The 21,734-nt window shown below is 33.2% G+C and carries 39 protein-coding genes and 1 rRNA gene; all 40 read left to right on the top strand.

Features of this window, described 5'->3' with window-relative positions:
- The first annotated feature begins 338 nt into the window (after positions 1-338).
- Positions 339-647: a 30S ribosomal protein S10 gene (rpsJ, locus tag H8923_RS15200; RefSeq protein WP_122641132.1), complete on the top strand. Its 309-nt coding sequence runs from the start codon at positions 339-341 to the stop codon at positions 645-647.
- Between the two features lie 93 nt (positions 648-740).
- Positions 741-1,370 (top strand): 50S ribosomal protein L3, encoded by a 630-nt coding sequence (rplC, locus tag H8923_RS15195; RefSeq protein WP_153973100.1) that lies wholly within the window; start codon positions 741-743, stop codon positions 1,368-1,370.
- Positions 1,371-1,398: 28 nt separating this feature from the next.
- Entirely contained in the window at positions 1,399-2,022 is a 624-nt protein-coding gene (rplD, locus tag H8923_RS15190) for a 50S ribosomal protein L4 (RefSeq protein WP_153973101.1), read from the top strand.
- A complete protein-coding gene (rplW, locus tag H8923_RS15185; protein ID WP_153973102.1) occupies positions 2,022-2,312 on the top strand; it encodes a 50S ribosomal protein L23 in 291 nt (96 codons plus the stop codon). Before rplD ends, rplW begins: the two co-directional genes overlap by 1 nt.
- Positions 2,313-2,342: 30 nt before the next feature.
- The gene (gene rplB, locus H8923_RS15180) at positions 2,343-3,173 is read left to right on the top strand and encodes a 50S ribosomal protein L2 (protein ID WP_153973103.1); all 831 of its coding nucleotides are present in this window, start codon (positions 2,343-2,345) and stop codon (positions 3,171-3,173) included.
- A 39-nt stretch (positions 3,174-3,212) separates the two neighbouring features.
- The gene (rpsS, locus tag H8923_RS15175; RefSeq protein ID WP_147541925.1) at positions 3,213-3,494 is read left to right on the top strand and encodes a 30S ribosomal protein S19; all 282 of its coding nucleotides are present in this window, start codon (positions 3,213-3,215) and stop codon (positions 3,492-3,494) included.
- A gap of 35 nt (positions 3,495-3,529) precedes the next feature.
- On the top strand, positions 3,530-3,865 hold the full coding sequence (gene rplV / locus H8923_RS15170; protein ID WP_147516909.1) for a 50S ribosomal protein L22: 336 nt from the start codon (positions 3,530-3,532) through the stop codon (positions 3,863-3,865).
- Positions 3,866-3,887: 22 nt separating this feature from the next.
- Positions 3,888-4,703 (top strand): 30S ribosomal protein S3, encoded by an 816-nt coding sequence (gene rpsC, locus H8923_RS15165; RefSeq protein ID WP_153973104.1) that lies wholly within the window; start codon positions 3,888-3,890, stop codon positions 4,701-4,703.
- A gap of 33 nt (positions 4,704-4,736) precedes the next feature.
- Complete coding sequence (rplP, locus tag H8923_RS15160; protein WP_122641140.1) at positions 4,737-5,168, top strand: 50S ribosomal protein L16; 432 nt, start codon at positions 4,737-4,739, stop codon at positions 5,166-5,168.
- A gap of 1 nt (position 5,169) precedes the next feature.
- A complete protein-coding gene (gene rpmC, locus H8923_RS15155) occupies positions 5,170-5,373 on the top strand; it encodes a 50S ribosomal protein L29 (protein ID WP_092921808.1) in 204 nt (67 codons plus the stop codon).
- A gap of 21 nt (positions 5,374-5,394) precedes the next feature.
- Positions 5,395-5,649 (top strand): 30S ribosomal protein S17, encoded by a 255-nt coding sequence (gene rpsQ, locus H8923_RS15150; RefSeq protein ID WP_147541923.1) that lies wholly within the window; start codon positions 5,395-5,397, stop codon positions 5,647-5,649.
- Between the two features lie 26 nt (positions 5,650-5,675).
- Positions 5,676-6,044: a 50S ribosomal protein L14 gene (gene rplN / locus H8923_RS15145; RefSeq protein ID WP_153973105.1), complete on the top strand. Its 369-nt coding sequence runs from the start codon at positions 5,676-5,678 to the stop codon at positions 6,042-6,044.
- A 22-nt stretch (positions 6,045-6,066) separates the two neighbouring features.
- Positions 6,067-6,372, top strand: a complete 306-nt coding sequence (gene rplX, locus H8923_RS15140) for a 50S ribosomal protein L24 (protein WP_153973119.1) — start codon at positions 6,067-6,069, stop codon at positions 6,370-6,372.
- Between the two features lie 25 nt (positions 6,373-6,397).
- Positions 6,398-6,940 carry a 50S ribosomal protein L5 gene (rplE, locus tag H8923_RS15135; RefSeq protein WP_153973106.1) on the top strand — a complete coding sequence of 181 codons (543 nt, stop codon included), beginning with the start codon at positions 6,398-6,400 and terminating at the stop codon, positions 6,938-6,940.
- A 46-nt stretch (positions 6,941-6,986) separates the two neighbouring features.
- Complete coding sequence (locus tag H8923_RS15130; protein ID WP_147541921.1) at positions 6,987-7,172, top strand: type Z 30S ribosomal protein S14; 186 nt, start codon at positions 6,987-6,989, stop codon at positions 7,170-7,172.
- A 33-nt stretch (positions 7,173-7,205) separates the two neighbouring features.
- Positions 7,206-7,604, top strand: coding sequence for a 30S ribosomal protein S8 (rpsH, locus tag H8923_RS15125; protein WP_122641146.1), 399 nt, complete (start codon positions 7,206-7,208; stop codon positions 7,602-7,604).
- A gap of 30 nt (positions 7,605-7,634) precedes the next feature.
- Positions 7,635-8,177, top strand: coding sequence for a 50S ribosomal protein L6 (rplF, locus tag H8923_RS15120; RefSeq protein WP_153973107.1), 543 nt, complete (start codon positions 7,635-7,637; stop codon positions 8,175-8,177).
- Between the two features lie 34 nt (positions 8,178-8,211).
- Positions 8,212-8,580 (top strand): 50S ribosomal protein L18, encoded by a 369-nt coding sequence (gene rplR / locus H8923_RS15115; RefSeq protein WP_147541919.1) that lies wholly within the window; start codon positions 8,212-8,214, stop codon positions 8,578-8,580.
- Between the two features lie 29 nt (positions 8,581-8,609).
- The gene (gene rpsE / locus H8923_RS15110; RefSeq protein WP_153973108.1) at positions 8,610-9,119 is read left to right on the top strand and encodes a 30S ribosomal protein S5; all 510 of its coding nucleotides are present in this window, start codon (positions 8,610-8,612) and stop codon (positions 9,117-9,119) included.
- Positions 9,120-9,133: 14 nt separating this feature from the next.
- On the top strand, positions 9,134-9,319 hold the full coding sequence (rpmD, locus tag H8923_RS15105; RefSeq protein WP_095406309.1) for a 50S ribosomal protein L30: 186 nt from the start codon (positions 9,134-9,136) through the stop codon (positions 9,317-9,319).
- A 32-nt stretch (positions 9,320-9,351) separates the two neighbouring features.
- Positions 9,352-9,795, top strand: coding sequence for a 50S ribosomal protein L15 (gene rplO / locus H8923_RS15100; RefSeq protein ID WP_153973109.1), 444 nt, complete (start codon positions 9,352-9,354; stop codon positions 9,793-9,795).
- A gap of 43 nt (positions 9,796-9,838) precedes the next feature.
- The gene (gene secY, locus H8923_RS15095) at positions 9,839-11,113 is read left to right on the top strand and encodes a preprotein translocase subunit SecY (RefSeq protein ID WP_187127975.1); all 1,275 of its coding nucleotides are present in this window, start codon (positions 9,839-9,841) and stop codon (positions 11,111-11,113) included.
- A 12-nt stretch (positions 11,114-11,125) separates the two neighbouring features.
- Complete coding sequence (locus tag H8923_RS15090) at positions 11,126-11,776, top strand: adenylate kinase (RefSeq protein WP_153973110.1); 651 nt, start codon at positions 11,126-11,128, stop codon at positions 11,774-11,776.
- Positions 11,776-12,522: a type I methionyl aminopeptidase gene (gene map / locus H8923_RS15085; protein ID WP_153973111.1), complete on the top strand. Its 747-nt coding sequence runs from the start codon at positions 11,776-11,778 to the stop codon at positions 12,520-12,522. Before H8923_RS15090 ends, map begins: the two co-directional genes overlap by 1 nt.
- Before the next feature lie 20 nt (positions 12,523-12,542).
- On the top strand, positions 12,543-12,824 hold the full coding sequence (locus tag H8923_RS15080; RefSeq protein WP_187127974.1) for a KOW domain-containing RNA-binding protein: 282 nt from the start codon (positions 12,543-12,545) through the stop codon (positions 12,822-12,824).
- 23 nt (positions 12,825-12,847) lie between these two features.
- Complete coding sequence (infA, locus tag H8923_RS15075; RefSeq protein WP_122641155.1) at positions 12,848-13,066, top strand: translation initiation factor IF-1; 219 nt, start codon at positions 12,848-12,850, stop codon at positions 13,064-13,066.
- A 35-nt stretch (positions 13,067-13,101) separates the two neighbouring features.
- A complete protein-coding gene (gene rpmJ, locus H8923_RS15070; RefSeq protein WP_017753001.1) occupies positions 13,102-13,215 on the top strand; it encodes a 50S ribosomal protein L36 in 114 nt (37 codons plus the stop codon).
- 117 nt (positions 13,216-13,332) lie between these two features.
- Positions 13,333-13,704, top strand: a complete 372-nt coding sequence (rpsM, locus tag H8923_RS15065; RefSeq protein WP_122641156.1) for a 30S ribosomal protein S13 — start codon at positions 13,333-13,335, stop codon at positions 13,702-13,704.
- Positions 13,705-13,728: 24 nt separating this feature from the next.
- Entirely contained in the window at positions 13,729-14,127 is a 399-nt protein-coding gene (gene rpsK / locus H8923_RS15060) for a 30S ribosomal protein S11 (RefSeq protein WP_147541912.1), read from the top strand.
- Positions 14,128-14,160: 33 nt separating this feature from the next.
- Positions 14,161-14,787 (top strand): 30S ribosomal protein S4, encoded by a 627-nt coding sequence (rpsD, locus tag H8923_RS15055; protein ID WP_147541911.1) that lies wholly within the window; start codon positions 14,161-14,163, stop codon positions 14,785-14,787.
- A 75-nt stretch (positions 14,788-14,862) separates the two neighbouring features.
- Positions 14,863-15,810 (top strand): DNA-directed RNA polymerase subunit alpha, encoded by a 948-nt coding sequence (locus H8923_RS15050; protein WP_147541910.1) that lies wholly within the window; start codon positions 14,863-14,865, stop codon positions 15,808-15,810.
- Between the two features lie 20 nt (positions 15,811-15,830).
- The gene (rplQ, locus tag H8923_RS15045) at positions 15,831-16,172 is read left to right on the top strand and encodes a 50S ribosomal protein L17 (RefSeq protein ID WP_147541909.1); all 342 of its coding nucleotides are present in this window, start codon (positions 15,831-15,833) and stop codon (positions 16,170-16,172) included.
- A 184-nt stretch (positions 16,173-16,356) separates the two neighbouring features.
- Positions 16,357-17,190: an energy-coupling factor transporter ATPase gene (locus H8923_RS15040; protein ID WP_153973112.1), complete on the top strand. Its 834-nt coding sequence runs from the start codon at positions 16,357-16,359 to the stop codon at positions 17,188-17,190.
- Complete coding sequence (locus H8923_RS15035) at positions 17,178-18,044, top strand: energy-coupling factor transporter ATPase (RefSeq protein WP_153973113.1); 867 nt, start codon at positions 17,178-17,180, stop codon at positions 18,042-18,044. The genes H8923_RS15040 and H8923_RS15035 overlap by 13 nt, the downstream gene beginning before the upstream one ends.
- A complete protein-coding gene (locus tag H8923_RS15030) occupies positions 18,038-18,838 on the top strand; it encodes an energy-coupling factor transporter transmembrane component T family protein (protein ID WP_153973114.1) in 801 nt (266 codons plus the stop codon). Before H8923_RS15035 ends, H8923_RS15030 begins: the two co-directional genes overlap by 7 nt.
- Positions 18,839-18,850: 12 nt before the next feature.
- Positions 18,851-19,582, top strand: coding sequence for a tRNA pseudouridine(38-40) synthase TruA (truA, locus tag H8923_RS15025; RefSeq protein WP_153973115.1), 732 nt, complete (start codon positions 18,851-18,853; stop codon positions 19,580-19,582).
- A 117-nt stretch (positions 19,583-19,699) separates the two neighbouring features.
- Positions 19,700-20,131 carry a 50S ribosomal protein L13 gene (gene rplM / locus H8923_RS15020; protein WP_153973116.1) on the top strand — a complete coding sequence of 144 codons (432 nt, stop codon included), beginning with the start codon at positions 19,700-19,702 and terminating at the stop codon, positions 20,129-20,131.
- A gap of 28 nt (positions 20,132-20,159) precedes the next feature.
- Complete coding sequence (gene rpsI, locus H8923_RS15015; protein WP_153973117.1) at positions 20,160-20,552, top strand: 30S ribosomal protein S9; 393 nt, start codon at positions 20,160-20,162, stop codon at positions 20,550-20,552.
- A gap of 75 nt (positions 20,553-20,627) precedes the next feature.
- Positions 20,628-21,353: an N-acetylmuramoyl-L-alanine amidase CwlD gene (cwlD, locus tag H8923_RS15010; RefSeq protein ID WP_187127973.1), complete on the top strand. Its 726-nt coding sequence runs from the start codon at positions 20,628-20,630 to the stop codon at positions 21,351-21,353.
- 264 nt (positions 21,354-21,617) lie between these two features.
- Positions 21,618-21,734, top strand: a 16S ribosomal RNA gene (locus H8923_RS15005); the annotation flags it as partial.

The raw sequence follows: 21,734 nt of genomic DNA, 5'->3' as shown, positions 1-21,734 counted from the left end.
AATAAAAGGAAGTATATAGTATACATATGTTGTTGACAATATTAATTAAAAGATATATACTAAGTAAGTGCTTTGTTAGAGAAATTAAATCAAGTTTGTAAAAAAATTTTATGTGATAAAATAATATTGGTAAAATGATAAAAAAAACTTGAAAAAATGTAAATAATAATATAAAATATAATAGTGTGCTTGAGAGAAACGAAAAACTTATAATGAATCTTGGTAGAAAATGAGTTGATATTAGTTTTCATAAACACAACACACCCGGAGGTGTGTATCGGTATCGGCGAGTTAAAAACTTAAGAATCAAAAAAGTTCTATAAAAGGAGGGAAATAAAATGGCTAAAGAAAAGATAAGAATAAGATTAAAGTCATATGATCACAAATTATTAGATTTTTCAGCTGGGAAAATAGTAGAAACTGCTAAAAAAGCTGGATCACAAGTTTCAGGACCTGTGCCACTACCAACTGAAAAGCAAATAGTGACAATATTAAGAGCTGTGCATAAATACAAAGACTCTAGAGAGCAATTCGAAATAAGAACTCACAAGAGATTAATAGACATAGCTAACCCAACACCTAAAACAGTTGACTCATTAATGAGATTAGACTTACCAGCTGGTGTTGATATAGAAATAAAATTATAAGAACAAACACCTAAGATACTTATCCTATAAGGTAACTATCTTAGAATGATTACCTAAATGGTAATCCGCTGTAAGATTATAGGAGGTGCTAATATGAAAGGAATATTAGGTAAAAAAATAGGTATGACTCAAATATTCACTGAAGTTGGTGCAGTAGTGCCAGTAACAGTTGTTGAAGCAGGACCTGTTGTTATAACTCAAATAAAAACTGTTGAAAAAGACGGATACAATGCAGTTCAAGTTGGTTTCGGAGATGTTAAAGAGAAATCTTTAAACAAGCCTCAAAAAGGACACTTAGCTGCTGCTAATACTTTAAAGAAACACTTAAAAGAATTTAGAGTTGACTCTGTAGAAGGATATACTGTTGGACAAGAAATAAAAGCTGACTTATTCGCTGCAGGAGAAATGATAGATGTAACTGGAATATCTAAAGGTAAAGGATTCCAAGGTCCAATAAAGAGACATGGACAATCTAGAGGACCAGAATCTCACGGTTCTAGATATCACAGAAGACCAGGTTCAATGGGTGCTTGTTCATTCCCTGGTAGAGTATTTAAAAACAAAAAATTAGCTGGACACATGGGTAGCGTTAAAGTTACTGTTCAAAACTTAGAAGTAGTTAGAATAGATGCTGAAAAGAACCTTATATTAGTTAAAGGTGCTATACCAGGAGCTAAAGGTTCAGTAGTAACTATAAAAGAAGCAGTTAAAGCTTCTAAATAATAACTAACCTAAGAAAGGAGGAAGCATAATGCCAAAATTAAATGTATTAAATATTAATGGACAAAATGTTGGAGAAATAGAATTAGCTGATTCTATATTCAACGTAGAAGTTAATGAACACGTTTTATACGAAGTTGTTAAAAACCAATTAGCAAACAAGAGACAAGGTACTCAATCTGCTAAAACTAGAGCAGAAGTTAGAGGTGGCGGAAGAAAACCTTGGAAACAAAAAGGAACTGGTAGAGCTAGACAAGGTTCTATAAGAGCTGTACAATGGGTTGGTGGTGGAGTTGCTTTCGCACCAAAGCCAAGAAACTACAACTATACTTTACCAAGAAAAGTTAGAAGATTAGCTATGAAGAGTGCTTTAACTTCTAAAGTACAAAACAACGAAATAATAGTATTAGATTCTTTCAACATGGAAGCTCCTAAGACTAAAGAATTCGTTCAAATATTAAAGAATGTAAATGCTGCTAAAAAAGCTTTAGTAGTAACTGCTGAAAATAACACTAACGTTATAAAATCAGCTGCTAACGTAGAAGGTGTTGCAACTGCTACAGTTAACACTATAAACGTTTATGATATATTAAAATATGATTCATTCATAATAACAACAGACGCTGTTAAAAAAGTGGAGGAGGTGTACGCATAATGACTAATCCACATGATATAATAATAAAGCCAGTTGTAACTGAACAAAGTATGGCTGACATGGTTGAGAAAAAATATACTTTTGTAGTGGCAAAGTCTGCTAACAAAACTGAAATAAAGAAAGCTATAGAAAAAGTTTTCGGAGTTAACGTTGAAAAAGTAAACACAATGAACTACGATGGAAAAGTTAAAAGAATGGGTAGATCTGAAGGAAGAACTGCAAGCTTCAAAAAAGCAGTAGTTAAATTAGCTGCTGATAGCAAAGAAATAGAATTCTTCCAAGGTATGTAATACCCCTAATTAACAAAGGAGGGAAAACAGATGGCTATAAAAAAGTTTAAACCAACTTCTCCTGCCCTAAGACAAATGACAGTTTTAGTTTCTGATGAAATAACTTGCAATGAACCAGAAAAATCTCTTTTAGTTTCATTAAAGAAAAACTCTGGTAGAAATGCACACGGGAAAATAACTGTTCGTCACAGAGGTGGAGGAAACAGAAGAAAATATAGAATAATAGATTTCAAGAGAAATAAAGATGGTATACCTGCGAAGGTTGCTACAATAGAATACGATCCAAACAGAACTGCTAACATAGCTTTATTAAACTATGCAGATGGTGAAAAAAGATATATCTTAGCTCCTGTTGGATTAAAAGTTGGAGATACTGTATTATCAGGACCAACTGCTGATATAAAACCAGGAAATGCAATGGCATTAAAAGATATGCCAGTTGGTACAGTGGTACACAACATAGAATTAAAGCCAGGAAAAGGAGCTCAGTTAGTTAGATCTGCTGGTGTTTCAGCTCAATTAATGGCTAAAGAAGGAAAGCATGCATTACTTAGATTACCATCAGGTGAAATGAGATATGTAAGCATAAACTGTAAAGCTACTATAGGACAAGTTGGTAATATAGAGCATGGTAACGTAGTTATCGGTAAAGCAGGTAGAAAAAGACATATGGGTATAAGACCTACTGTAAGAGGTTCTGTAATGAACCCTAATGACCATCCACACGGTGGTGGTGAAGGTAGATCTCCAATCGGTAGACCATCACCAGTTACTCCATGGGGTAAACCAGCTCTTGGATACAAAACTAGAAAGAAAAACAAAGCTTCTGATAAGTTAATAGTATCAAGAAGAACTAAATAATAAATTTTAATTTATTTGCCCGGGAAAGGAGGATATTATATGTCAAGATCAACTAAAAAAGGACCTTTTATACATGCTAGACTTTTAAAGAAGGTTGAAGCTATGAATGAAAGCGGAAATAAAGAAGTAATAAAAACTTGGTCAAGAAGTTCAACAATATTCCCTCAAATGGTAGAGCATACTATAGCTGTACATGATGGAAGAAGACATGTTCCTGTTTTTATAACAGAAGATATGGTTGGACACAAATTAGGTGAATTCGTTTCTACAAGAACTTTCAAAGGACACAAGGACGACGAAAAATCTAACAAAAGAAAATAATTATATATTTTGACTAGGGAAGGAGGAAGAACACAATGGAAGCAAAAGCTACTGCAAAATTTGTACGTGTATCTCCAAGAAAAGCAGGTCAAGTATGTGACCTTGTAAGAGGAAAAAATGTTGATGAAGCATTAGCAATATTAAAGTATACTCCAAGAGGAGCTGCTTCAATAATAGCTAAGGTTGTTAAATCTGCTAAAGCTAACGCTGAAAATAACCACGAGATGGACGTTGAGAAATTATATATAGATTCAATAGTTGCTAACCAAGGACCTACAATAAAGAGATTTATGCCTAGAGCTATGGGTAGAGCTACTATGATAAGAAAAAGAACTTCTCACATAGAAGTTGTTGTTAAAGAAAAAAAATAATAAATAGATAGGAGGGAAAACAATGGGACAAAAGGTTAACCCACACGGACTGAGAGTCGGTGTTATAAAAGATTGGGATTCAAGATGGTTTACAACTGATAAAAAAGAGTTCGGAAACTTAATATTAGAAGACCACAATGTACGTAAATTCTTAAAGAATAAATTATACTCTGCTGGAGTTGCTAAGATAGAAATAGAAAGATCAGCAAACAAGTTAAAATTAGACTTACACGTTGCTAAGCCAGGTGTAGTTATAGGAAGAGCTGGTGCTGGTATAGAAGCTTTAAAAGCAGAATTAGAAAAAATGACAAAGAAAAATGTTATAGTTAATATCGTTGAAGTAAGAAGCATCGATAAAAACGCTCAATTAGTAGCTGAAAACATAGCATTAGCTATCGAAAGAAGGGTAGCTTTCAGAAGAGCTATGAAACAAGCTATACAAAGAGCATTAAAATCAGGAGCTAAAGGTATAAAAGTTTCTGCATCTGGAAGATTAGGTGGAGCTGAAATGGCTAGAACTGAAGGATACAGCGAAGGAAACGTGCCTTTACAAACATTAAGATCTGATATCGATTACGGATTTGCTGAAGCTGATACTACTTACGGAAAAATAGGTATCAAAGTTTGGGTATGCAACGGAGAAGTTTTACCAACTAAAAACGGAGTAAACCCAAGAGAAGAAAGAAGAAACGATAGAAGAAACAACAAGAGAAACGATAGAAGAAACGATAATAGAAGAAACAATTCTAGAGGAAACGACAGAGGAAACAACAGAGGGCAAAGACCTCAAGGACAAAGACCTCAAAGACCTCAAAGAACTGAAAACAAAGAAAACTAAAATTAGTAAGGTTCAAGGAAGGAGGAAATTCTCATGTTAATGCCAAAGAGAGTAAAACGTCGTAGAGTTCACAGAGGAAGTATGGCTGGTAAAGCTCAAAAAGGTAACAAAGTTACTTATGGTGAATTCGGATTAATGGCTATGGAAGCTTCTTGGATAACTTCTAACCAAATAGAAGCTGCCAGAATCGCGATGACTAGATATATAAAAAGAGGCGGGAAAGTTTGGATAAAAATATTCCCTCACAAGCCTGTAACAAGAAAACCTGCTGAAACTCGTATGGGTGCTGGTAAAGGTTCACCAGAATACTGGGTAGCAGTAGTTAAGCCAGGAAGAGTAATGTTCGAACTAGCTGGTGTAGATGAAGCTAAAGCAAGAGAAGCTATGAGACTTGCAATGCACAAACTTCCTGTTAAATGTAAGTTTGTAAAGAAAGAAGATTTAGAAGTAAAGGGTGGTGAATAGGATGAAAGCTAAAGAATTAAGAGATTTAACAAGCGAAGAGCTAATGAATAGATTAAATGACTTCAAAAGTGAATTATTTAGCTTAAGATTCCAATTAGCTACTGGTCAATTAGAAAACACAGCAAGAATTAAGTTTGTGAAAAAGGATATAGCTAGAGTAAAAACTATCCTTGCTGAAAGAAAGTTAAACGAAACTAGAGCTTAATTGGAAAGGAGGCTTTTTAACATGGAAAGAGGAAGAAGAAAAGTAAGAATAGGCCGTGTTGTAAGTGACAAAATGGACAAAACTATAGTTGTTGCTGTTGAAGATTTCGTACGTCATCCATTATATAATAAGCCAGTTAAGAGAACTAAAAAGTTCAAGGCTCATGATGAGAACAACGTATGTAGAATCGGAGATAGAGTTAAAATAATGGAAACTAGACCTTTATCTAAGGATAAGAGATTCAGACTAGTAGAAGTTGTTGAAAAAGTTAAGTAGTTTTTTGGAAAAGGAGGGATTACGATATGGTACAACAAGAGACACGTTTAAAAGTTGCGGATAACTCTGGTGCAAAAGAAATACTTTGTATTCGTGTACTAGGTGGAAGTAAAAGAAGATATGGAAACATAGGCGACGTAATAGTTGCTAGTGTTAAAAGTGCAACACCAGGTGGAGTTGTAAAAAAAGGTAAAGTTGTTAAAGCTGTTATAGTAAGAAGCAAAAAAGGCATCAGACGTAATGATGGAAGTTATATAGCTTTCGATGAGAATGCTGCAGTAATAATCAAAGATGATAAGACTCCAGTAGGAACTCGTATATTCGGGCCTGTTGCTAGAGAGTTAAGAGATAATGATTTCATGAAGATAGTTTCTCTTGCTCCAGAAGTACTATAATAAGGAGGTGCAATAGGACATGATGCGTGTTAAAAAAGGCGACACTGTTGTAGTAATAGCAGGAAAAGATAAAGGTAAAAAAGGTACTGTTGTTAAGGTAATGCCAAAAGCTAATAGAGTATTAGTTGAAGGTGTTAACGTAATAACTAAACACCAAAAGCCAAGTGCTATGAATCCACAAGGTGGAATAATAAATAAAGAAGCCCCAATTCATATATCTAACGTTATGCCATTAGATCCTGAAACAGGAAAAGGTACAAGAGTTAGATTTGAAGTTAAAGAAGGCAAAAAAGTAAGAGTATCAGTAAAGAGCGGAAAAGAAATATAATATAGCTTGAAAGGAGGGACCTTAAATGGCTTCTAGATTACAAGAAAAATATATGAAAGAAGTTGCTCCTGCTTTAATGGAGAAATTTGGATACAAGAACGTTATGGAAATACCTAAGTTAGATAAAATAGTTATAAACATGGGTATAGGTGACGCTAGAGAAAATCCAAAAGGCTTAGAAAAAGCTGTTGAAGAGATGGCAATAATATCTGGTCAAAAACCAGTTACAACTAAAGCAAGAAAATCTGTTGCAAACTTCAAATTAAGAGAAGGTATGCCAATAGGTGCTAAAGTTACTTTAAGAGCAGACAAAATGTTCTACTTCATGGACAAATTAGTATCTGTATCTTTACCAAGAGTTAGAGACTTCAGAGGAGTTAATGCTAATGCATTTGATGGAAGAGGAAACTACGCTTTAGGTGTTAAAGAGCAATTAATATTCCCTGAAATAGAGTACGATAAAGTAGATAAAGTAAGAGGAATGGATATAATATTCGTTACAACTGCTAAGACAGACGAAGAAGCTCGTGAATTATTAAAATTATTAGGAATGCCGTTTTCTAAGTAAGCTTAGAAAATGACATTTTCTAAGCAAATCAAAGGAGGGAATTCCAGTGGCAAGAAAAGCAATGGTTGTTAAACAACAAAAGAAGCAAAAGTACGCTACTAGAGAGTACACTAGATGTAGCATATGTGGAAGACCACATTCAGTATTAAGAAAATTCGGTATATGCCGTATATGCTTTAGAGAATTAGCTTATAAAGGTCAAATACCTGGTGTTAGAAAAGCAAGCTGGTAGAAACCAGTTAACAAATGGAAGGAGGTTTTCAATATGACAATGACAGATCCAATTGCAGATATGCTTACTCGTATAAGAAATGCTAACGTTGTTAAGCATGAAACTGTTGACGTTCCTGCTTCTAATATGAAGAAAGAACTAGCTAGAATCTTATTAGAAGAAGGTTTCGTTAGAGGTTACGATGTTATAGAAGATGGAAAGCAAGGAATAATAAGAATACAATTAAAGTACGGACAATCAGGCGAAAGAGTTATATCAGGACTTAAGAGAATATCTAAGCCAGGTATGAGAGTTTACGCTGCTAACCATGAAATACCAAAAGTATTAAATGGATTAGGTATATCAGTTATATCTACTTCAAAAGGTATATTAACTGACAAGCAAGCAAGAAAAGAAAATGTTGGTGGAGAAGTAATCTGCTACGTTTGGTAATATAAACGAACAGTGTAAGGAGGTGCGACTATGTCAAGAATAGGTGTTAAGCCAATAACTGTACCAGCTGGTGTTGAAGTAACTATAACTGCTGAAAACTTAGTTACTGTTAAAGGACCTAAGGGAACTTTAAGCAAGCAATTTGATGGTGCATTAACAATAAAGCAAGAAGAAAATACTATAACTGTTGAAAGACCTACTAACAACAAGCAACATAGATCATTACACGGATTAACAAGAACGTTAATAGATAATATGGTAGTTGGTGTTACTAATGGATTCGAAAAGAAATTAGAATTAGTTGGTGTTGGATACAGAGCTCAAAAGCAAGGAAAGAAATTAGTTATGAACTTAGGATACTCTCATCCAGTAGAAATGGAAGATCCAGAAGGAATAACTGTTGAAGCTCCTAACCAAACTGAGTTAATAGTTAAAGGTATAGACAAGCAATTAGTAGGAAACTACGCTGCTAAGATAAGAGACTGGAGAAAGCCAGAGCCATACAAAGGTAAAGGTATAAGATACGCTGGTGAAGTTGTAAGACGTAAAGAAGGTAAAACTGGTAAGAAATAATACCAAACCTAAACGTTAAGAAAGGAGTGATCTCATGTTAAAGAAAGCTGATAAAAACGCAAAAAGACTTCAAAGACATAAGAGAGTTCGTAAGAAAATATCTGGAACTACTCAAAGACCAAGATTATGTGTATTTAGAAGTTCAAACAATATATATGCTCAAATAATAGATGATACAAACAGAGTTACTCTTGTTTCTGCATCTTCTTTAGAAGCAGAAGTTAAGAGCGCTGTAAGTCATGGTGGAAATAAAGAAGCAGCTAAAATGGTTGGTCAAATGATCGCTAAGAAAGCTGTAGAAAAAGGAATCACTGAAGTTGTATTTGACAGAGGTGGATACTTATATCACGGAAGAATACAAGAGTTAGCTGAAGGTGCTAGAGAAGCTGGTCTTAAATTCTAATTAGATTAGAAACAAAGGAGGGAAATCACATGCTACGTCGTAAGCCGATAGATGCAAGACAACTTGACCTACAAGAGAAAGTTGTTGAAGTAAGACGTGTTACTAAAGTTGTTAAAGGTGGTAGAAACTTCAGATTCGCAGCTTTAGTTGTTGTTGGAGACGAAAATGGACACGTTGGTGTAGGTACTGGAAAAGCTATGGAAGTTCCAGATGCTATAAAGAAAGCAGTAGAAGATGCTAAAAAGAATCTTATAGAAGTACCAATGGTTGGTACAACAATTCCTCATCAAGTTAACGGACACTTTGGTGCTGGAAAAATATTAATAATGCCTGCTCAAGAGGGTACAGGAGTTATAGCTGGGGGACCTGCTAGAGCTGTACTTGAATTAGCTGGATTAAAAGATGTTAGAGCTAAATCTTTAGGATCTAACAACCCAAGAAATATGGTAAATGCTACAATAGAAGGACTTAACTCTCTTAAGACAGCTGAACAAATAGCTAAATTAAGAGGTAAAAAAGTTGAAGATCTTCTAGGGTAAGGAGGTAGTGTAAGATGGCTAAATTACAAATAAAATTAGTTAGAAGTACAATAGGAACTACTCCTAACCAAAGAAAAAACGTAGAAGCGTTAGGATTAAGAAAAAGAGAACAAGTAGTTGTTAAAGAAGATAATGCCCAAACAAGAGGGATGATAAACAAAGTTAAGCATTTAGTTGAAGTAACTGAAATAGCTGAATAATAATTGACTAGTAATAAAAGGAGGTGCTGACCATGAAACTACATGAATTAAGACCTGCTGAAGGTGCAGTAAGATCTAAGAAGAGATTAGGTAGAGGTACTGCAACTGGACAAGGTAAAACTGCAGGACGTGGACAAAAAGGACAAAAGTCTCGTTCAGGTGGTGGAGTAAGAGTTGGATTCGAAGGTGGACAAATGCCACTTGCAAGAAGACTTCCTAAGAGAGGTTTCAAAAATCCATTCAGAAAAGAATACACTGAAGTTAACGTTGAGTTATTAAACAGATTTGAAAACGGAACAGAAATAACTGCAGAAGTTTTAAAATCTACTGGAGCTATAAGCAAAATAGCTAAAGACGGTATAAAAGTTTTAGGAAACGGAAACTTAGAGAAAGCTGTAACTGTTAAAGCTGCTAAGTTTACTGCTTCAGCTCAAGAAAAAATAGAAAAAGCTGGTGGAAAAGCAGAATTAGTTTAATCTATCTGCAAACTCCAAACCACTACAGGCGGGGTGAGTTAACGTGCTATCACAGTTAAAACAAGCTTGGAAAATTAAAGACGTAAGAAAAAAAATATTATTTACTTTAATGATGATTGTAGTATTTAGGATAGGTGCGACTATACCTGTTCCTGGAGTGGACACAAGTATTATAAAGGAGATGGTAGGTAAAAATAGCCTACTTTCCCTGTATAATATGTTCACAGGGGGAGCATTTAGTAACTTTACACTATTTGCTTTGGGGATAGGACCATATATCACTGCTTCGATTATTTTACAACTTCTAACTATTGGTTTTGAAAGTCTGGATGAACTTCAAAAATCAGGTGAAGAAGGGAAGAAAAAAATCAATAAGTACACTAAATATACAGCATTAGCACTAGCTCTTGTACAAGCTATTGGTATCACGCTAGGTGTTATCAAAGGCTTAGGAGCACTTAAAGCTGATAATGTATTCTTTATTTCAACAATTATCTTAACATTAGTATCAGCTAGTATGTTATTAATGTGGATAGGAGATAAGATTACAGAAAAAGGTTTAGGTAATGGTAGTTCAATAATAATATTTGTAGGTATTATCTCAAGAGTACCAATTGATATTATGAGTGCTATCAATAAAGTGCAAAATGGTAAGTTAGCTATATGGGCTGCAGCAATGTTAGTAGTAGTAATACTTCTTACAATAATGGCAGTTACGTATATACAAGAGGCTACTAGAAAGATACCAGTACAATATGCTAAAAGAGTTGTTGGAAGAAAAACATATGGAGGACAAAGTTCTCATATACCAATGAAAGTTAACCAATCAGGAGTTATTCCGGTAATTTTTGCTAGTTCACTTTTAGCTTTTCCACAAACTATTGCTATGTTTATGGGATCTGATGCTCAAAACTTTGTCCAAACATACTTAAGTCCAAATAGTGACATAGGATTTTGGATATTTAGATCACTTGAAGTTCTGCTTATAGTATTCTTTGCTTATTTCTATACAACTGTATCATTTAATACAGAAGATATAGCAAATAACATGAAAAATAACGGTGGTTTTATACCAGGTATTAGACCAGGAAGACCTACTATAGATTATTTAAATAGAATATTATCAAGATTAACTCTAGCAGGGGCTATATTCCTAGCTATTATATCTTTAATACCAGCATTTGTTACACATTTTATGAATGTGCAAATAAATTTAGCAGGTACATCGTTACTAATAGTTGTTGGAGTTGCTTTAGAACTTAAGAGACAATTAGAATCAAACTTAGTTATGAGAAGCTATCAAGGTTTCTTAAAATAAGGAGATGATAATATGAGAATAATATTACTTGGACCTCCTGGTGCTGGTAAAGGTACTCAGGCGGCTGGTATAGTAGAAAAATATAACATACCTCATATATCAACAGGAGATATATTCAGAAAGAATATAAAAGAAGGAACAGATCTTGGAAAAAAAGCTAAAGAATACATGGATCAAGGATTATTAGTTCCAGATGAGTTAACTGTAGGTTTAGTTACTGATAGAATAACTCAAGCTGACTGTGAAAATGGATTTATGTTAGATGGATTCCCAAGAAATGTATCTCAAGCTGAACAATTAGATACGTTTTTAAAAGAAAATAATATAGAATTAAGCAACGTTATAAATATAGAAGTTGATAAGAATATATTAGTTTCAAGAGCAGTTGGAAGAAGAATTTGTAAATCTTGCGGTGCTACGTATCATGTTGAGTTTAATCCTCCTAAAATTGAAGGTGTATGTAATGTATGCCAAGGGGAGTTATACCAAAGAGCGGATGATAATGAAGAAACTGTATCAAAGAGAATACAAGTTTATCTAGACGAAACTAAACCATTAGCTGATTATTATGCTAAAGTAGGTATATTATCAAACATAAATGGTCAACAATCTATAGATGAAGTATTTGGAGATATAGTTGCTGCTCTAGGAAGTGAAAAATAATGATTATTATTAAATCAAAAAAAGAAATAGAATTCATGAGAGAAGCAGGCAAAATTGTTGCTGAAACTCATGAACTATTAAAGGAAGCTATTACTCCGGGAATATCTACTTTAGAGTTAGATAAAATAGCTGAAGAGAATATAAGAAAATACAATGCTATCCCATCTTTTAAAGGCTATGGTGGTTTTCCGGGAACTATATGTGCATCTATAAATGAACAAGTTGTACATGGAATTCCAGGGAATCAGATAGTTAAAGAGGGAGACATTATTAGTATAGATATAGGAGCCTATTATAAAGGATATCATGCCGACTCTGCAAAAACGCATGGTGTAGGTATTATATCTGAAGAAAATAGGAAATTAATAGAAGTAACAAAAGAAAGCTTCTATGAAGGCATAAAATTTGCTAAACTAGGATATAGACTTTCGGATATCTCACACGCAATACAAGCACACGTAGAGAAACAAGGTTTCTCAGTTGTTAGAGATTTAGTAGGTCATGGAGTAGGCACAGAACTTCATGAAGATCCTCAAATTCCTAACTATGGTCCTCCAGGAAAAGGTCCAAGACTTAAAGAAGGAATGGTACTTGCTATAGAGCCTATGATTAACGCTGGTCGTTATCATGTAAAGACTCTATCGGATGGATGGACGATCGTCACTATCGACGGTAAAAACTCAGCTCATTATGAGCATACGATAGCAATTACTGAGGATGAACCGCTTATATTAACTAAGCTCTAGTCTCAAGGTAGGTGAAAAAAGTGCTATCAGAAAAAATAAGAGTAGGTCAAGTTGTAAAAGGTTTATCAGGTAGAGAAACAGGAAAATTATTCTTCGTAGTAAAAATAGTTGACCATGAATATGTTCTCATAGCTGATGGAAAAAAAAGAAAACTTGACAGACCTAAGCTAAAAAAAGTTAAGCACTTAAAAGTTTATAGTTTTTTAAATGATAAAGTTAAAAATAAAATAGCGTCTGATACGATAACAGATGCTTTTTTAAGAGCTGAACTTACTAAATCAAAAGAGTTGATCTTTGATTAGTTGAATGGAGGTCTGGTTATTTAATGGCCAAAAAAGATGTAATAGAATTAGAAGGTACAGTTATTGAAAACTTACCTAATGCTATGTTCAAAGTAAGATTAGAAAATGGACATGAGGTATTATGCCATTTATCTGGAAAGCTAAGAATGAACTTCATAAGAATTCTTGAAGGTGATAAGGTAAATGTTGAACTTTCTCCATATGACCTTACAAGAGGAAGAATCACTTGGCGTAAGAAGTAGGCTATCTTATTTAGTAGTCTAAGGAGGGATTAATAATGAAAGTAAGACCATCAGTAAAACCAATGTGTGAAAAATGCAAGGTTATAAAAAGAAAAGGTAAAGTAATGGTTATCTGCGAAAATCCTAAGCACAAGCAAAAGCAAGGATAAGAAATTATTACTAGTAATTTGTTAACTTTTATAGTATAATAGTAAACTGTGATGTTAACAAAAGGGCGTAAAAACGTCAAAACAATTTAAATAAAACATGTGTAGGAGGTGCGAATCATGGCAAGAATAGCTGGGGTAGATTTACCTAGAGAAAAAAGAGCAGAAATAGGCTTAACTTATATATATGGTATAGGAAAAGCTACTGCTAACGAAATATTAGCTAAAGCTGATATAAATCCTGACACAAGAATAAAGGATTTATCAGACGATCAAGTTAATGAATTAAGAAAAATAATAGATGCTGATTTCTTAGTTGAAGGTGACTTAAGAAGAGAAATCGCTTTAAACATAAAGAGATTAAGAGATATAAAATGTTACAGAGGTTTAAGACATGCTAAAGGTCTTCCTTTAAGAGGTCAAAGAACTAAAACTAATGCTAGAACTAGAAAAGGTCCTAGAAAAACTGTATCTCGTAAGAAGAAAAAATAATAAGTAGATAGGAGGGAAATGACAATGGCTAAACCAAAAAAGAAAGCTACACGTGTTAGAAGAAGAGAGCGTAAAAACATCGAACGTGGACATGCGCATATACAATCAACTTTTAACAATACTATAATAACTTTAACTGACGTTCATGGGAATGCTATATCTTGGGCATCTTCTGGACAATTAGGATTCAAAGGATCAAGAAAAGCTACTCCTTTCGCATCTCAAATGGCTGCAGAAACTGCTGCTAAAGCTGCAATGGAACACGGTTTAAAAACTGTAGAAGTATTCGTAAAAGGTCCTGGTTCAGGAAGAGAAGCTGCTATAAGAGCTTTACAAGCTACTGGACTAGAAGTAACTATGATAAAAGACGTTACTCCAATCCCACACAACGGATGTAGACCACCAAAAAGAAGAAGAGTGTAATTATATACAGAATTAATTAGGAGGTGTAAAGACATGGCAAGATATACAGGTGCATCTTGTAGACAATGCCGTAGAGAAGGAATGAAATTATTCCTTAAAGGCGAAAGATGTCATACAGATAAATGTGCTATAGAAAAAAGAAACTATGCTCCTGGACAACATGGACAAGGAAGAAAGAAAGTTTCTAACTATGGTTTACAATTAAGAGAAAAACAAAAAGTTAAGAGAATATACGGAGTTTTAGAAACTCAATTCAGAAACTTATATGAACGTGCTGATAAAATGCCTGGTATAACAGGGGAAAATTTATTAAGCCTATTAGAAAGAAGATTAGACAATGTAGTTTACAGAATGGGATTAGCTTCATCTAGAAAAGAAGCTAGACAATTAGTAACTCACGGTCACTTCACTTTAAATGGAAACAAGGTAGATATACCATCTATAACTGTTAAAGCTGATGATGTTATAGCAGTTAAAGAAAACTCTAAAACTTCTGCTAAGTTCAAAGCTTTAGTAGAAGCTAATGCATCAAAAGTAGCTCCTAAGTGGTTAGATGCAAACTTAGAAGGAATGTCTGCTAAAGTTGTTGCTATGCCAACAAGAGAAGATATAGATCTTGAAATAGCTGAACACTTAATAGTAGAGCTTTACTCTAAGTAATAAGCAAATTTTAAAATTAATTTTTAAAATTGTTTACCCTCAGTGGATTAATAAATTGAAGGAGGGTTTTTGTCCATGATAGAAATAGAAAAACCTAAAGTAGATATAATAGAACTTAGCGAAGACTATAGATATGGAAAATTCGTTATAGAACCTCTAGAAAGAGGTTATGGTATAACTATAGGAAATGCTTTAAGAAGAGTATTATTATCATCTTTACCAGGTGTTGCTGTAAATTCTATAAAAATAGATGGAGTTCTTCACGAATTCTCAACAATACCAGGTGTTAAAGAAGATGTTACTGAAATAATATTATCTTTAAAAGAGCTTTCGGCTACTATTGATGGAGAAGGAAGTAGAACTCTTAAAATAGAAGCACAAGGACCATGCTCTATCAAAGGATCAGATATTATATGTCCTCCAGATGTTGAAATATTAAGCAAGGATTTACAAATAGCTACGCTAGATGATAATGCTAAGCTTAATATGGAAATATCTATAGATAAAGGTAGAGGCTATGTTTCTGCTGAAGAAAATAAGACAGAGAATATGCCTATAGGTGTTTTACCTGTAGATTCAATATATACTCCTGTTGAAAAAGTGAGCTACCATGTTGAAAATACAAGAGTAGGTCAAAAAACAGATTATGATAAATTAATACTTGAAGTGCAAACTAATGGTAGTATAAATCCTCAAGAAGGAATATCTTTAGCTGCTAAAGTATTAGTTGAACATTTAAATCTATTCATTGATTTAACAGAGCATGTAAGCAATGTTGAAATAATGGTAGAAAAAGAAGAAGATCAAAAAGAAAAAGTTCTTGAAATGACTATAGAAGAATTAGATTTATCAGTTAGATCTTACAACTGTTTAAAGAGAGCGGGAATAAATACAGTTGAAGAACTAGCTAATAAGTCTGAGGACGATATGATGAAGGTTAGAAACCTTGGTAAAAAGTCACTTGAGGAAGTTATCCAAAAGTTAGAAGAACTTGGACTAGGTCTTAAACCAAGCGAAGAATAGTGAGCAAAGGAGGGATTGGCATGGCTAATTACCGTAAATTAGGACGTGTGACTTCACACAGAAACCTTATGTTAAGAAACTTAGTAACTGACTTACTAAGAAGTGGTAGAATAGAAACTACAGTAACAAGAGCAAAAGAAACTCGTAGAATGGCTGAAAAGATGATAACTCTTGCTAAAAGAGGAGATCTTCACGCTAGAAGACAAGTTTTAGCTTACGTTATGGATGAAACTGTAGTTAACAACTTATTCACTGATATAGCTCCAAAGTATGCTGAGAGAAATGGTGGATACACTAGAATAATCAAAAAAGGACCAAGAAGAGGCGACGCTGCTGAAATGGCTTTTATAGAATTAGTATAGTATAGAAAAAGATTAAGCTTTTGCTTAATCTTTTTTTATGCTATTTTTTATTAAAAGTCGAATATTTCATCGATATTTAAGAAGTAAATTTTGTATATTAAGAATTATCTTTTTTTATATGGTTATGATATAATACTACTTAAAATGGTTTTATATTGCTACCTAATGAAAAGGAGTAGATTTAATGAGTAATATAGTAGAAGTTAACAATATTTCATTTGAATATATAACAGAAGAAGAAAGCTTTAAAGCAATAGAAGATTTGAGTTTAGATATAAAAAAAGGTGAATTTTTAGTGATAATAGGGCATAATGGATCAGGTAAATCTACATTATCTAAAAATTTGAATGCAATTCTTATGCCTACAAAGGGTAATATACTTATAGATAATATGGATACAAGAGATGAAGAAAAATTATGGGATATAAGACAGACTGCAGGTATGGTATTCCAAAATCCTGATAATCAAATTGTTGCTACAGTAGTTGAGGAAGATGTAGCTTTCGGACCTGAAAATCTAGGAATAGAGCCAGCAGAAATAAGAAAAAGGGTAGATGAATCTCTTAAAAGTGTAGGTATATATGAACTAAGAGATAGACAGCCACATTTACTATCTGGAGGACAAAAGCAAAGAGTTGCTATAGCGGGTATAATAGCTATGAAGCCTAAATGCGTAATATTTGATGAAGCAACAGCTATGCTTGATCCATCAGGTAGAAAAGAGGTTATGAGTACAATAAAAAGACTTAATAAAGAAGAAAATATCAGTGTAATACACATAACGCATTTTATGGAAGAAGCAGTGGATGCAGATAGAGTTATAGTTATGGAAAAAGGTAAAAAAATATTGGAAGGTACACCTAGACAGGTGTTTTCTAAAATAGATATGTTAAAAAACATAGGTTTAGATGTGCCTTATATGACGGAGTTATCAAAAGAACTAAATAAAGAAGGTTTAAATATAGACTCTGATATATTAACAGTAGATGAGATGGTGATGAAATTATGTCAATTGTAATAAAGAATTTAACATATATATATAATGAAGGTATGCCTTTTGCAAGTAAGGCGTTAGATGATATTAGCTTTGAAATACAAGATAGAGATTTTGTAGGTATAATTGGTCATACTGGTTCAGGTAAGTCTACATTAATACAGCATTTAAATGGTCTTCTAAAGCCTTCATCTGGAGAAATATATATAAATGATTTTAATATAACTGATCCAGAACTTAATCTAACAGAGATAAGAAAGAGAGTAGGGGTTGTTTTTCAATACCCAGAATATCAACTTTTTGAAGAAACTGTTGAAAAGGATATAGCGTTTGGACCGACTAATTTAGGCTTAGATGAAGCTGAAGTTAAAAAAAGAGTAAAAGATTCTATGGAGGCTGTAGGATTAAAATATGAAGAATATAAAGAAAAGTCACCTTTTGAACTATCTGGCGGTCAGAAACGTAGGGTAGCAATAGCTGGGGTTATAGCTATGAACCCAGAAGTTTTAATTTTAGATGAACCAACTGCAGGTCTTGATCCAGGAGGAAGGGATGAAATCTTTGAGCTTATAAAAACTCTTCATAGAGAACATAATATAACAATAATATTATCATCTCACAGTATGGATGATATGGCGAAACTAGCTAAAACTATAATAGTTATGAATCATGGTAAAATAGAGTTTATGGGTACTCCAAGAGAAGTTTTTAATTCTAATGCAATTAGGTTAAAAGAAATAGGTCTAGATATACCTCAAACTATAGAGTTAGCTATAAAACTTAGAGAAAGAGGTTTTAATATACGTCAGGATATATTGACTATAGATGAAGCTAAAGAAGAAATATTAAGAGTTATGAGAGGAAAAGGAAAATGTTAAAAGATATAACTATTGGTCAGCATTACCCTACAGAGTCCATTGTTCATAAATTAGATTCAAGAGTAAAACTTGTAGCTACATTTATATTTATGATTTCATTATTTATAATTAATAAATTTTGGCCATACTCAATAGTGATAGTATCTTTATTAGAAATAATAAAGTTATCTAATATACCGTTTAAATACATTCTAAAGGGGCTTAAACCTCTTAGATGGATTATATTATTTACATTTGTTATAAATATATTCTTCTTGCCGGGAGAAAAGCTTATATTGTCATTTGGATTTTTAAGAGTAACTCAAGAAGGTATAAGTCAGGCTATATTTATGGCTATTAGGCTTACACTGCTTGTATTAGGAACATCGTTATTAACTCTAACTACATCTCCTATGGATCTTACAGATGGCATAGAAAGGCTTCTAAATCCTTTTAAAAACATAGGGTTACCTGTGCATGAATTAGCTATGATGATGACAATAGCTCTTAGATTTATTCCTACATTATTGGATGAAACTGATAAGATAATGAAGGCACAAATGTCTAGGGGGGCAGATTTTGAAAGTAATAATCTTATAAATAGAGCTAAAAATTTAGTTCCACTATTAGTCCCTTTATTTGTAAGTGCATTTAGAAGAGCAGAAGAATTAGGAACAGCTATGGAAGCTAGATGCTATAGGGGTGGATATAATAGAACTAAGATGAAAGAATCTGTTTTATCGAAAGCTGATTATGTATCTTATGTATTACAATTTATGTATTTAGGGAGTATAATAGTTACTAGATTTATATAAATGAGGTACAACATGAGAAACTTAATGATAAAAATACAGTATAATGGGGCTAACTATTGTGGATGGCAAAAGCAACCTGACTCTTTAGGGATACAAGGCACAATAGAAAAGGCCATTTATGAAATAACAAAGGAAGAAGTAAAGATTACTGGCTCTGGGAGAACTGATGCAGGAGTTCATGCATTAGGACAAGTGGCAAATTTTAAACTAAACTCTGAGATACCTACAGACAGAATACCAAATGCACTAAATGCAAAACTGCCTAAAGATATAGCTATAATTAGCTGTAAGGAAGTTGAAGAAGAGTTTCACTCTAGATATAGTGCAAAAGGTAAGAGGTATAGATATTTAATTTATAATAGTCCTTATAGAAGTCCCATATATAAAGATACATCATATCATGTAAGATATGAACTTGATTTTGATAAAATGTGCGAACAAGCTAAATATTTAGTTGGAAGACATGATTTCAAGGGTTTTATGAGTTCGGGATCTTCTGTAGTAGATACAGTTAGAACTATATATGATATAGAGATAACTAAAGACGAAGATTTAATAATTTTAGAAATCGAAGGTAATGGATTTTTATATAATATGGTAAGAATAATAGTAGGGACGTTAGTAGATATAGGCAGAGGCAGGATAAAAGAGAATTTATCTGATATAATTAACTCAAAGAGTAGATCTAAAACTGGTCATACAGCACCGGCACATGGATTATTTCTTAAAAAAGTTGATTATTAGCTTGACACACAAGTATGCATATATTAAAATTAGTAGGAGTGTGTTAATAAGTCCACTTGCCCCGGACTTGACATAAACGGTAAAATTTTAAAGGAAAAAAGTTAAGGAGGGACAACTATGAAAAGTTATATAGCTAAGCCAGCTGATGTACAAAGAAAATGGTACATCGTTGACGCTGAAGGAAAAACATTAGGTCGTTTAGCAACTGAAATAGCGACAGTATTAAGAGGAAAAAATAAGGTTACTTTCACACCACACGTTGACGGAGGAGACTTCGTTGTTGTTGTTAACGCTGAGAAGGTAGTTTTAACAGGAAAGAAATTAGAACAAAAAATGTACAGATACCACACTGGTTATGTAGGTGGTTTAGTAGAAATACCATACAAAGAAATGATGGCTAAGAAGCCTGAAGAAGTTGTAGCTCACGCTGTAAGCGGAATGTTACCAAAGAACAAATTAAGAAGCAGAATGATGACTAGATTAAGAGTATTCGCAGGACCAAACCATGATCATGCAGCTCAAAATCCAGAAGTTTTAAACTTTAAATAATAATTAACGGGTGAAAGGAGGAGTTATCATGGCAAACGTTCAATACTACGGAACTGGAAGAAGAAAAAGCTCTGTTGCTAGAGTTAGATTAGTAGCAGGTGAAGGAAATATAATAGTAAATGGAAGAAATGTTGAAGAATACTTCAACTACGAAACATTAATAAGAGATGTTAAGCAACCATTAGTATTAACTAATAATGAAGCTAAATACGATGTAATAGTAAAAGTTGAAGGTGGAGGATTCACTGGACAAGCTGGTGCTATAAGACATGGTATATCTAGAGCTTTATTAAAAGCTGACACTGATTTAAGACCTGCTTTAAAGAAAGAAGGATTCTTAACTAGAGATGCTAGAATGAAAGAAAGAAAGAAATATGGATTAAAGGCAGCAAGAAGAGCTCCACAATTCTCAAAGAGATAATTTTATTCATATACTTGTACAAAGACTTTGGAATATTCCAAAGTCTTTTTTAATATAAATGTACAGGGTGATATTGTGAGAAAATACATAAAGTACATAGTTTTTGGAGTGATAGCCTTAATCTTAACCGTAGTTTGCATATTAAAAATAAGAGAAGTGTCTGAAGAGACGATTAGTTATATGCCTATAACTAATAAGACTATTGTATTAGATGCTGGACATGGAGGTATTGATTCAGGGACTTCTAGTGATGACAAGACTATATATGAAAAAGATGTTAATTTAGCTATTACTCTTAAATTAAAAGAGCTTATAGAAGCTAGTGGTGGATTAGTTATATTAACTAGAGATGATGATAGTAGCTTATATGAGGAGAGTGAGAATAAAACGATAAGACAAAAGTATAATGAAAATTTGAAAAATCGTAAGAAGATAGCAGATGATTCGAATGCCGATATGTTTGTTTCTATACATCTTAATTACTTTACTGAATCTAAGTATTCAGGAGCTCAAACTTTTTATCCAGAGGGGATGGAAGATAGCAGAGTGTTGGCTAAGAATATACAGGATGAATTGAAAAGAGTTGTAGATGAGAGTAATAATAGAGTAATAAAGCCAAGAAATAATCTTTACTTATTGAAGAATTGTAAAATGCCATCAGTGCTAATTGAATGTGGCTTTCTATCAAATGAAAAAGAAGCTAAACTATTAAATGATGAAAAATATCAAGAAAAAATAGCTTGGTCTATATATGCAGGGATACAAAAATATTTTGGTGAAGATGGGTATAAAAATGAATAAAATGAAAATAATAGCTTATATCAGAGAAAATATGCTGATATAAGCTATTATTTTAAAGTAATTATAAAAAAACTAAAAAACTTTTTAAAAAGTGTTGACGAAATAATATATAGATGTTATTATAAATAAGTGCTCAAGAACAGCACAAAATAAGAACTTTGAAAATTAAACAGTAGGTTAATTTATATAACTAATTCTTTATAAGAATTATTCGAAACAACCAAACAAAGCCAGATATATAACAGTATCTGAGCCCATCAACTTTTATTTGAGAGTTTGATCCTGGCTCAGGATGAACGCTGGCGGCGTGCCTAACACATGCAAGTCGAGCGATTTACTTCGGTAAAGAGCGGCGGACGGGTGAGTAACGCGTGGGTAACC

It is taken from the genome of Romboutsia faecis (assembly GCF_014323405.1).
Classification (GTDB): Bacteria; Bacillota; Clostridia; order Peptostreptococcales; family Peptostreptococcaceae; genus Romboutsia_E; species Romboutsia_E faecis.
The sequence above is the reverse complement of the archived record's forward strand: the minus strand, read 5'-3'. Positions and strand labels throughout refer to the sequence as shown.

Coding starts and splice junctions, on each gene's coding strand:
- rpsJ (WP_122641132.1), top strand. CDS start 339: ATGGCTAAAGAAAAGATAAGAATAAGATTAAAGTCATATGATCACAAA.
- rplC (WP_153973100.1), top strand. CDS start 741: ATGAAAGGAATATTAGGTAAAAAAATAGGTATGACTCAAATATTCACT.
- rplD (WP_153973101.1), top strand. CDS start 1,399: ATGCCAAAATTAAATGTATTAAATATTAATGGACAAAATGTTGGAGAA.
- rplW (WP_153973102.1), top strand. CDS start 2,022: ATGACTAATCCACATGATATAATAATAAAGCCAGTTGTAACTGAACAA.
- rplB (WP_153973103.1), top strand. CDS start 2,343: ATGGCTATAAAAAAGTTTAAACCAACTTCTCCTGCCCTAAGACAAATG.
- rpsS (WP_147541925.1), top strand. CDS start 3,213: ATGTCAAGATCAACTAAAAAAGGACCTTTTATACATGCTAGACTTTTA.
- rplV (WP_147516909.1), top strand. CDS start 3,530: ATGGAAGCAAAAGCTACTGCAAAATTTGTACGTGTATCTCCAAGAAAA.
- rpsC (WP_153973104.1), top strand. CDS start 3,888: ATGGGACAAAAGGTTAACCCACACGGACTGAGAGTCGGTGTTATAAAA.
- rplP (WP_122641140.1), top strand. CDS start 4,737: ATGTTAATGCCAAAGAGAGTAAAACGTCGTAGAGTTCACAGAGGAAGT.
- rpmC (WP_092921808.1), top strand. CDS start 5,170: ATGAAAGCTAAAGAATTAAGAGATTTAACAAGCGAAGAGCTAATGAAT.
- rpsQ (WP_147541923.1), top strand. CDS start 5,395: ATGGAAAGAGGAAGAAGAAAAGTAAGAATAGGCCGTGTTGTAAGTGAC.
- rplN (WP_153973105.1), top strand. CDS start 5,676: ATGGTACAACAAGAGACACGTTTAAAAGTTGCGGATAACTCTGGTGCA.
- rplX (WP_153973119.1), top strand. CDS start 6,067: ATGCGTGTTAAAAAAGGCGACACTGTTGTAGTAATAGCAGGAAAAGAT.
- rplE (WP_153973106.1), top strand. CDS start 6,398: ATGGCTTCTAGATTACAAGAAAAATATATGAAAGAAGTTGCTCCTGCT.
- rpsH (WP_122641146.1), top strand. CDS start 7,206: ATGACAATGACAGATCCAATTGCAGATATGCTTACTCGTATAAGAAAT.
- rplF (WP_153973107.1), top strand. CDS start 7,635: ATGTCAAGAATAGGTGTTAAGCCAATAACTGTACCAGCTGGTGTTGAA.
- rplR (WP_147541919.1), top strand. CDS start 8,212: ATGTTAAAGAAAGCTGATAAAAACGCAAAAAGACTTCAAAGACATAAG.
- rpsE (WP_153973108.1), top strand. CDS start 8,610: ATGCTACGTCGTAAGCCGATAGATGCAAGACAACTTGACCTACAAGAG.
- rpmD (WP_095406309.1), top strand. CDS start 9,134: ATGGCTAAATTACAAATAAAATTAGTTAGAAGTACAATAGGAACTACT.
- rplO (WP_153973109.1), top strand. CDS start 9,352: ATGAAACTACATGAATTAAGACCTGCTGAAGGTGCAGTAAGATCTAAG.
- H8923_RS15090 (WP_153973110.1), top strand. CDS start 11,126: ATGAGAATAATATTACTTGGACCTCCTGGTGCTGGTAAAGGTACTCAG.
- map (WP_153973111.1), top strand. CDS start 11,776: ATGATTATTATTAAATCAAAAAAAGAAATAGAATTCATGAGAGAAGCA.
- infA (WP_122641155.1), top strand. CDS start 12,848: ATGGCCAAAAAAGATGTAATAGAATTAGAAGGTACAGTTATTGAAAAC.
- rpmJ (WP_017753001.1), top strand. CDS start 13,102: ATGAAAGTAAGACCATCAGTAAAACCAATGTGTGAAAAATGCAAGGTT.
- rpsM (WP_122641156.1), top strand. CDS start 13,333: ATGGCAAGAATAGCTGGGGTAGATTTACCTAGAGAAAAAAGAGCAGAA.
- rpsK (WP_147541912.1), top strand. CDS start 13,729: ATGGCTAAACCAAAAAAGAAAGCTACACGTGTTAGAAGAAGAGAGCGT.
- rpsD (WP_147541911.1), top strand. CDS start 14,161: ATGGCAAGATATACAGGTGCATCTTGTAGACAATGCCGTAGAGAAGGA.
- H8923_RS15050 (WP_147541910.1), top strand. CDS start 14,863: ATGATAGAAATAGAAAAACCTAAAGTAGATATAATAGAACTTAGCGAA.
- rplQ (WP_147541909.1), top strand. CDS start 15,831: ATGGCTAATTACCGTAAATTAGGACGTGTGACTTCACACAGAAACCTT.
- H8923_RS15040 (WP_153973112.1), top strand. CDS start 16,357: ATGAGTAATATAGTAGAAGTTAACAATATTTCATTTGAATATATAACA.
- H8923_RS15035 (WP_153973113.1), top strand. CDS start 17,178: ATGTCAATTGTAATAAAGAATTTAACATATATATATAATGAAGGTATG.
- H8923_RS15030 (WP_153973114.1), top strand. CDS start 18,038: ATGTTAAAAGATATAACTATTGGTCAGCATTACCCTACAGAGTCCATT.
- truA (WP_153973115.1), top strand. CDS start 18,851: ATGAGAAACTTAATGATAAAAATACAGTATAATGGGGCTAACTATTGT.
- rplM (WP_153973116.1), top strand. CDS start 19,700: ATGAAAAGTTATATAGCTAAGCCAGCTGATGTACAAAGAAAATGGTAC.
- rpsI (WP_153973117.1), top strand. CDS start 20,160: ATGGCAAACGTTCAATACTACGGAACTGGAAGAAGAAAAAGCTCTGTT.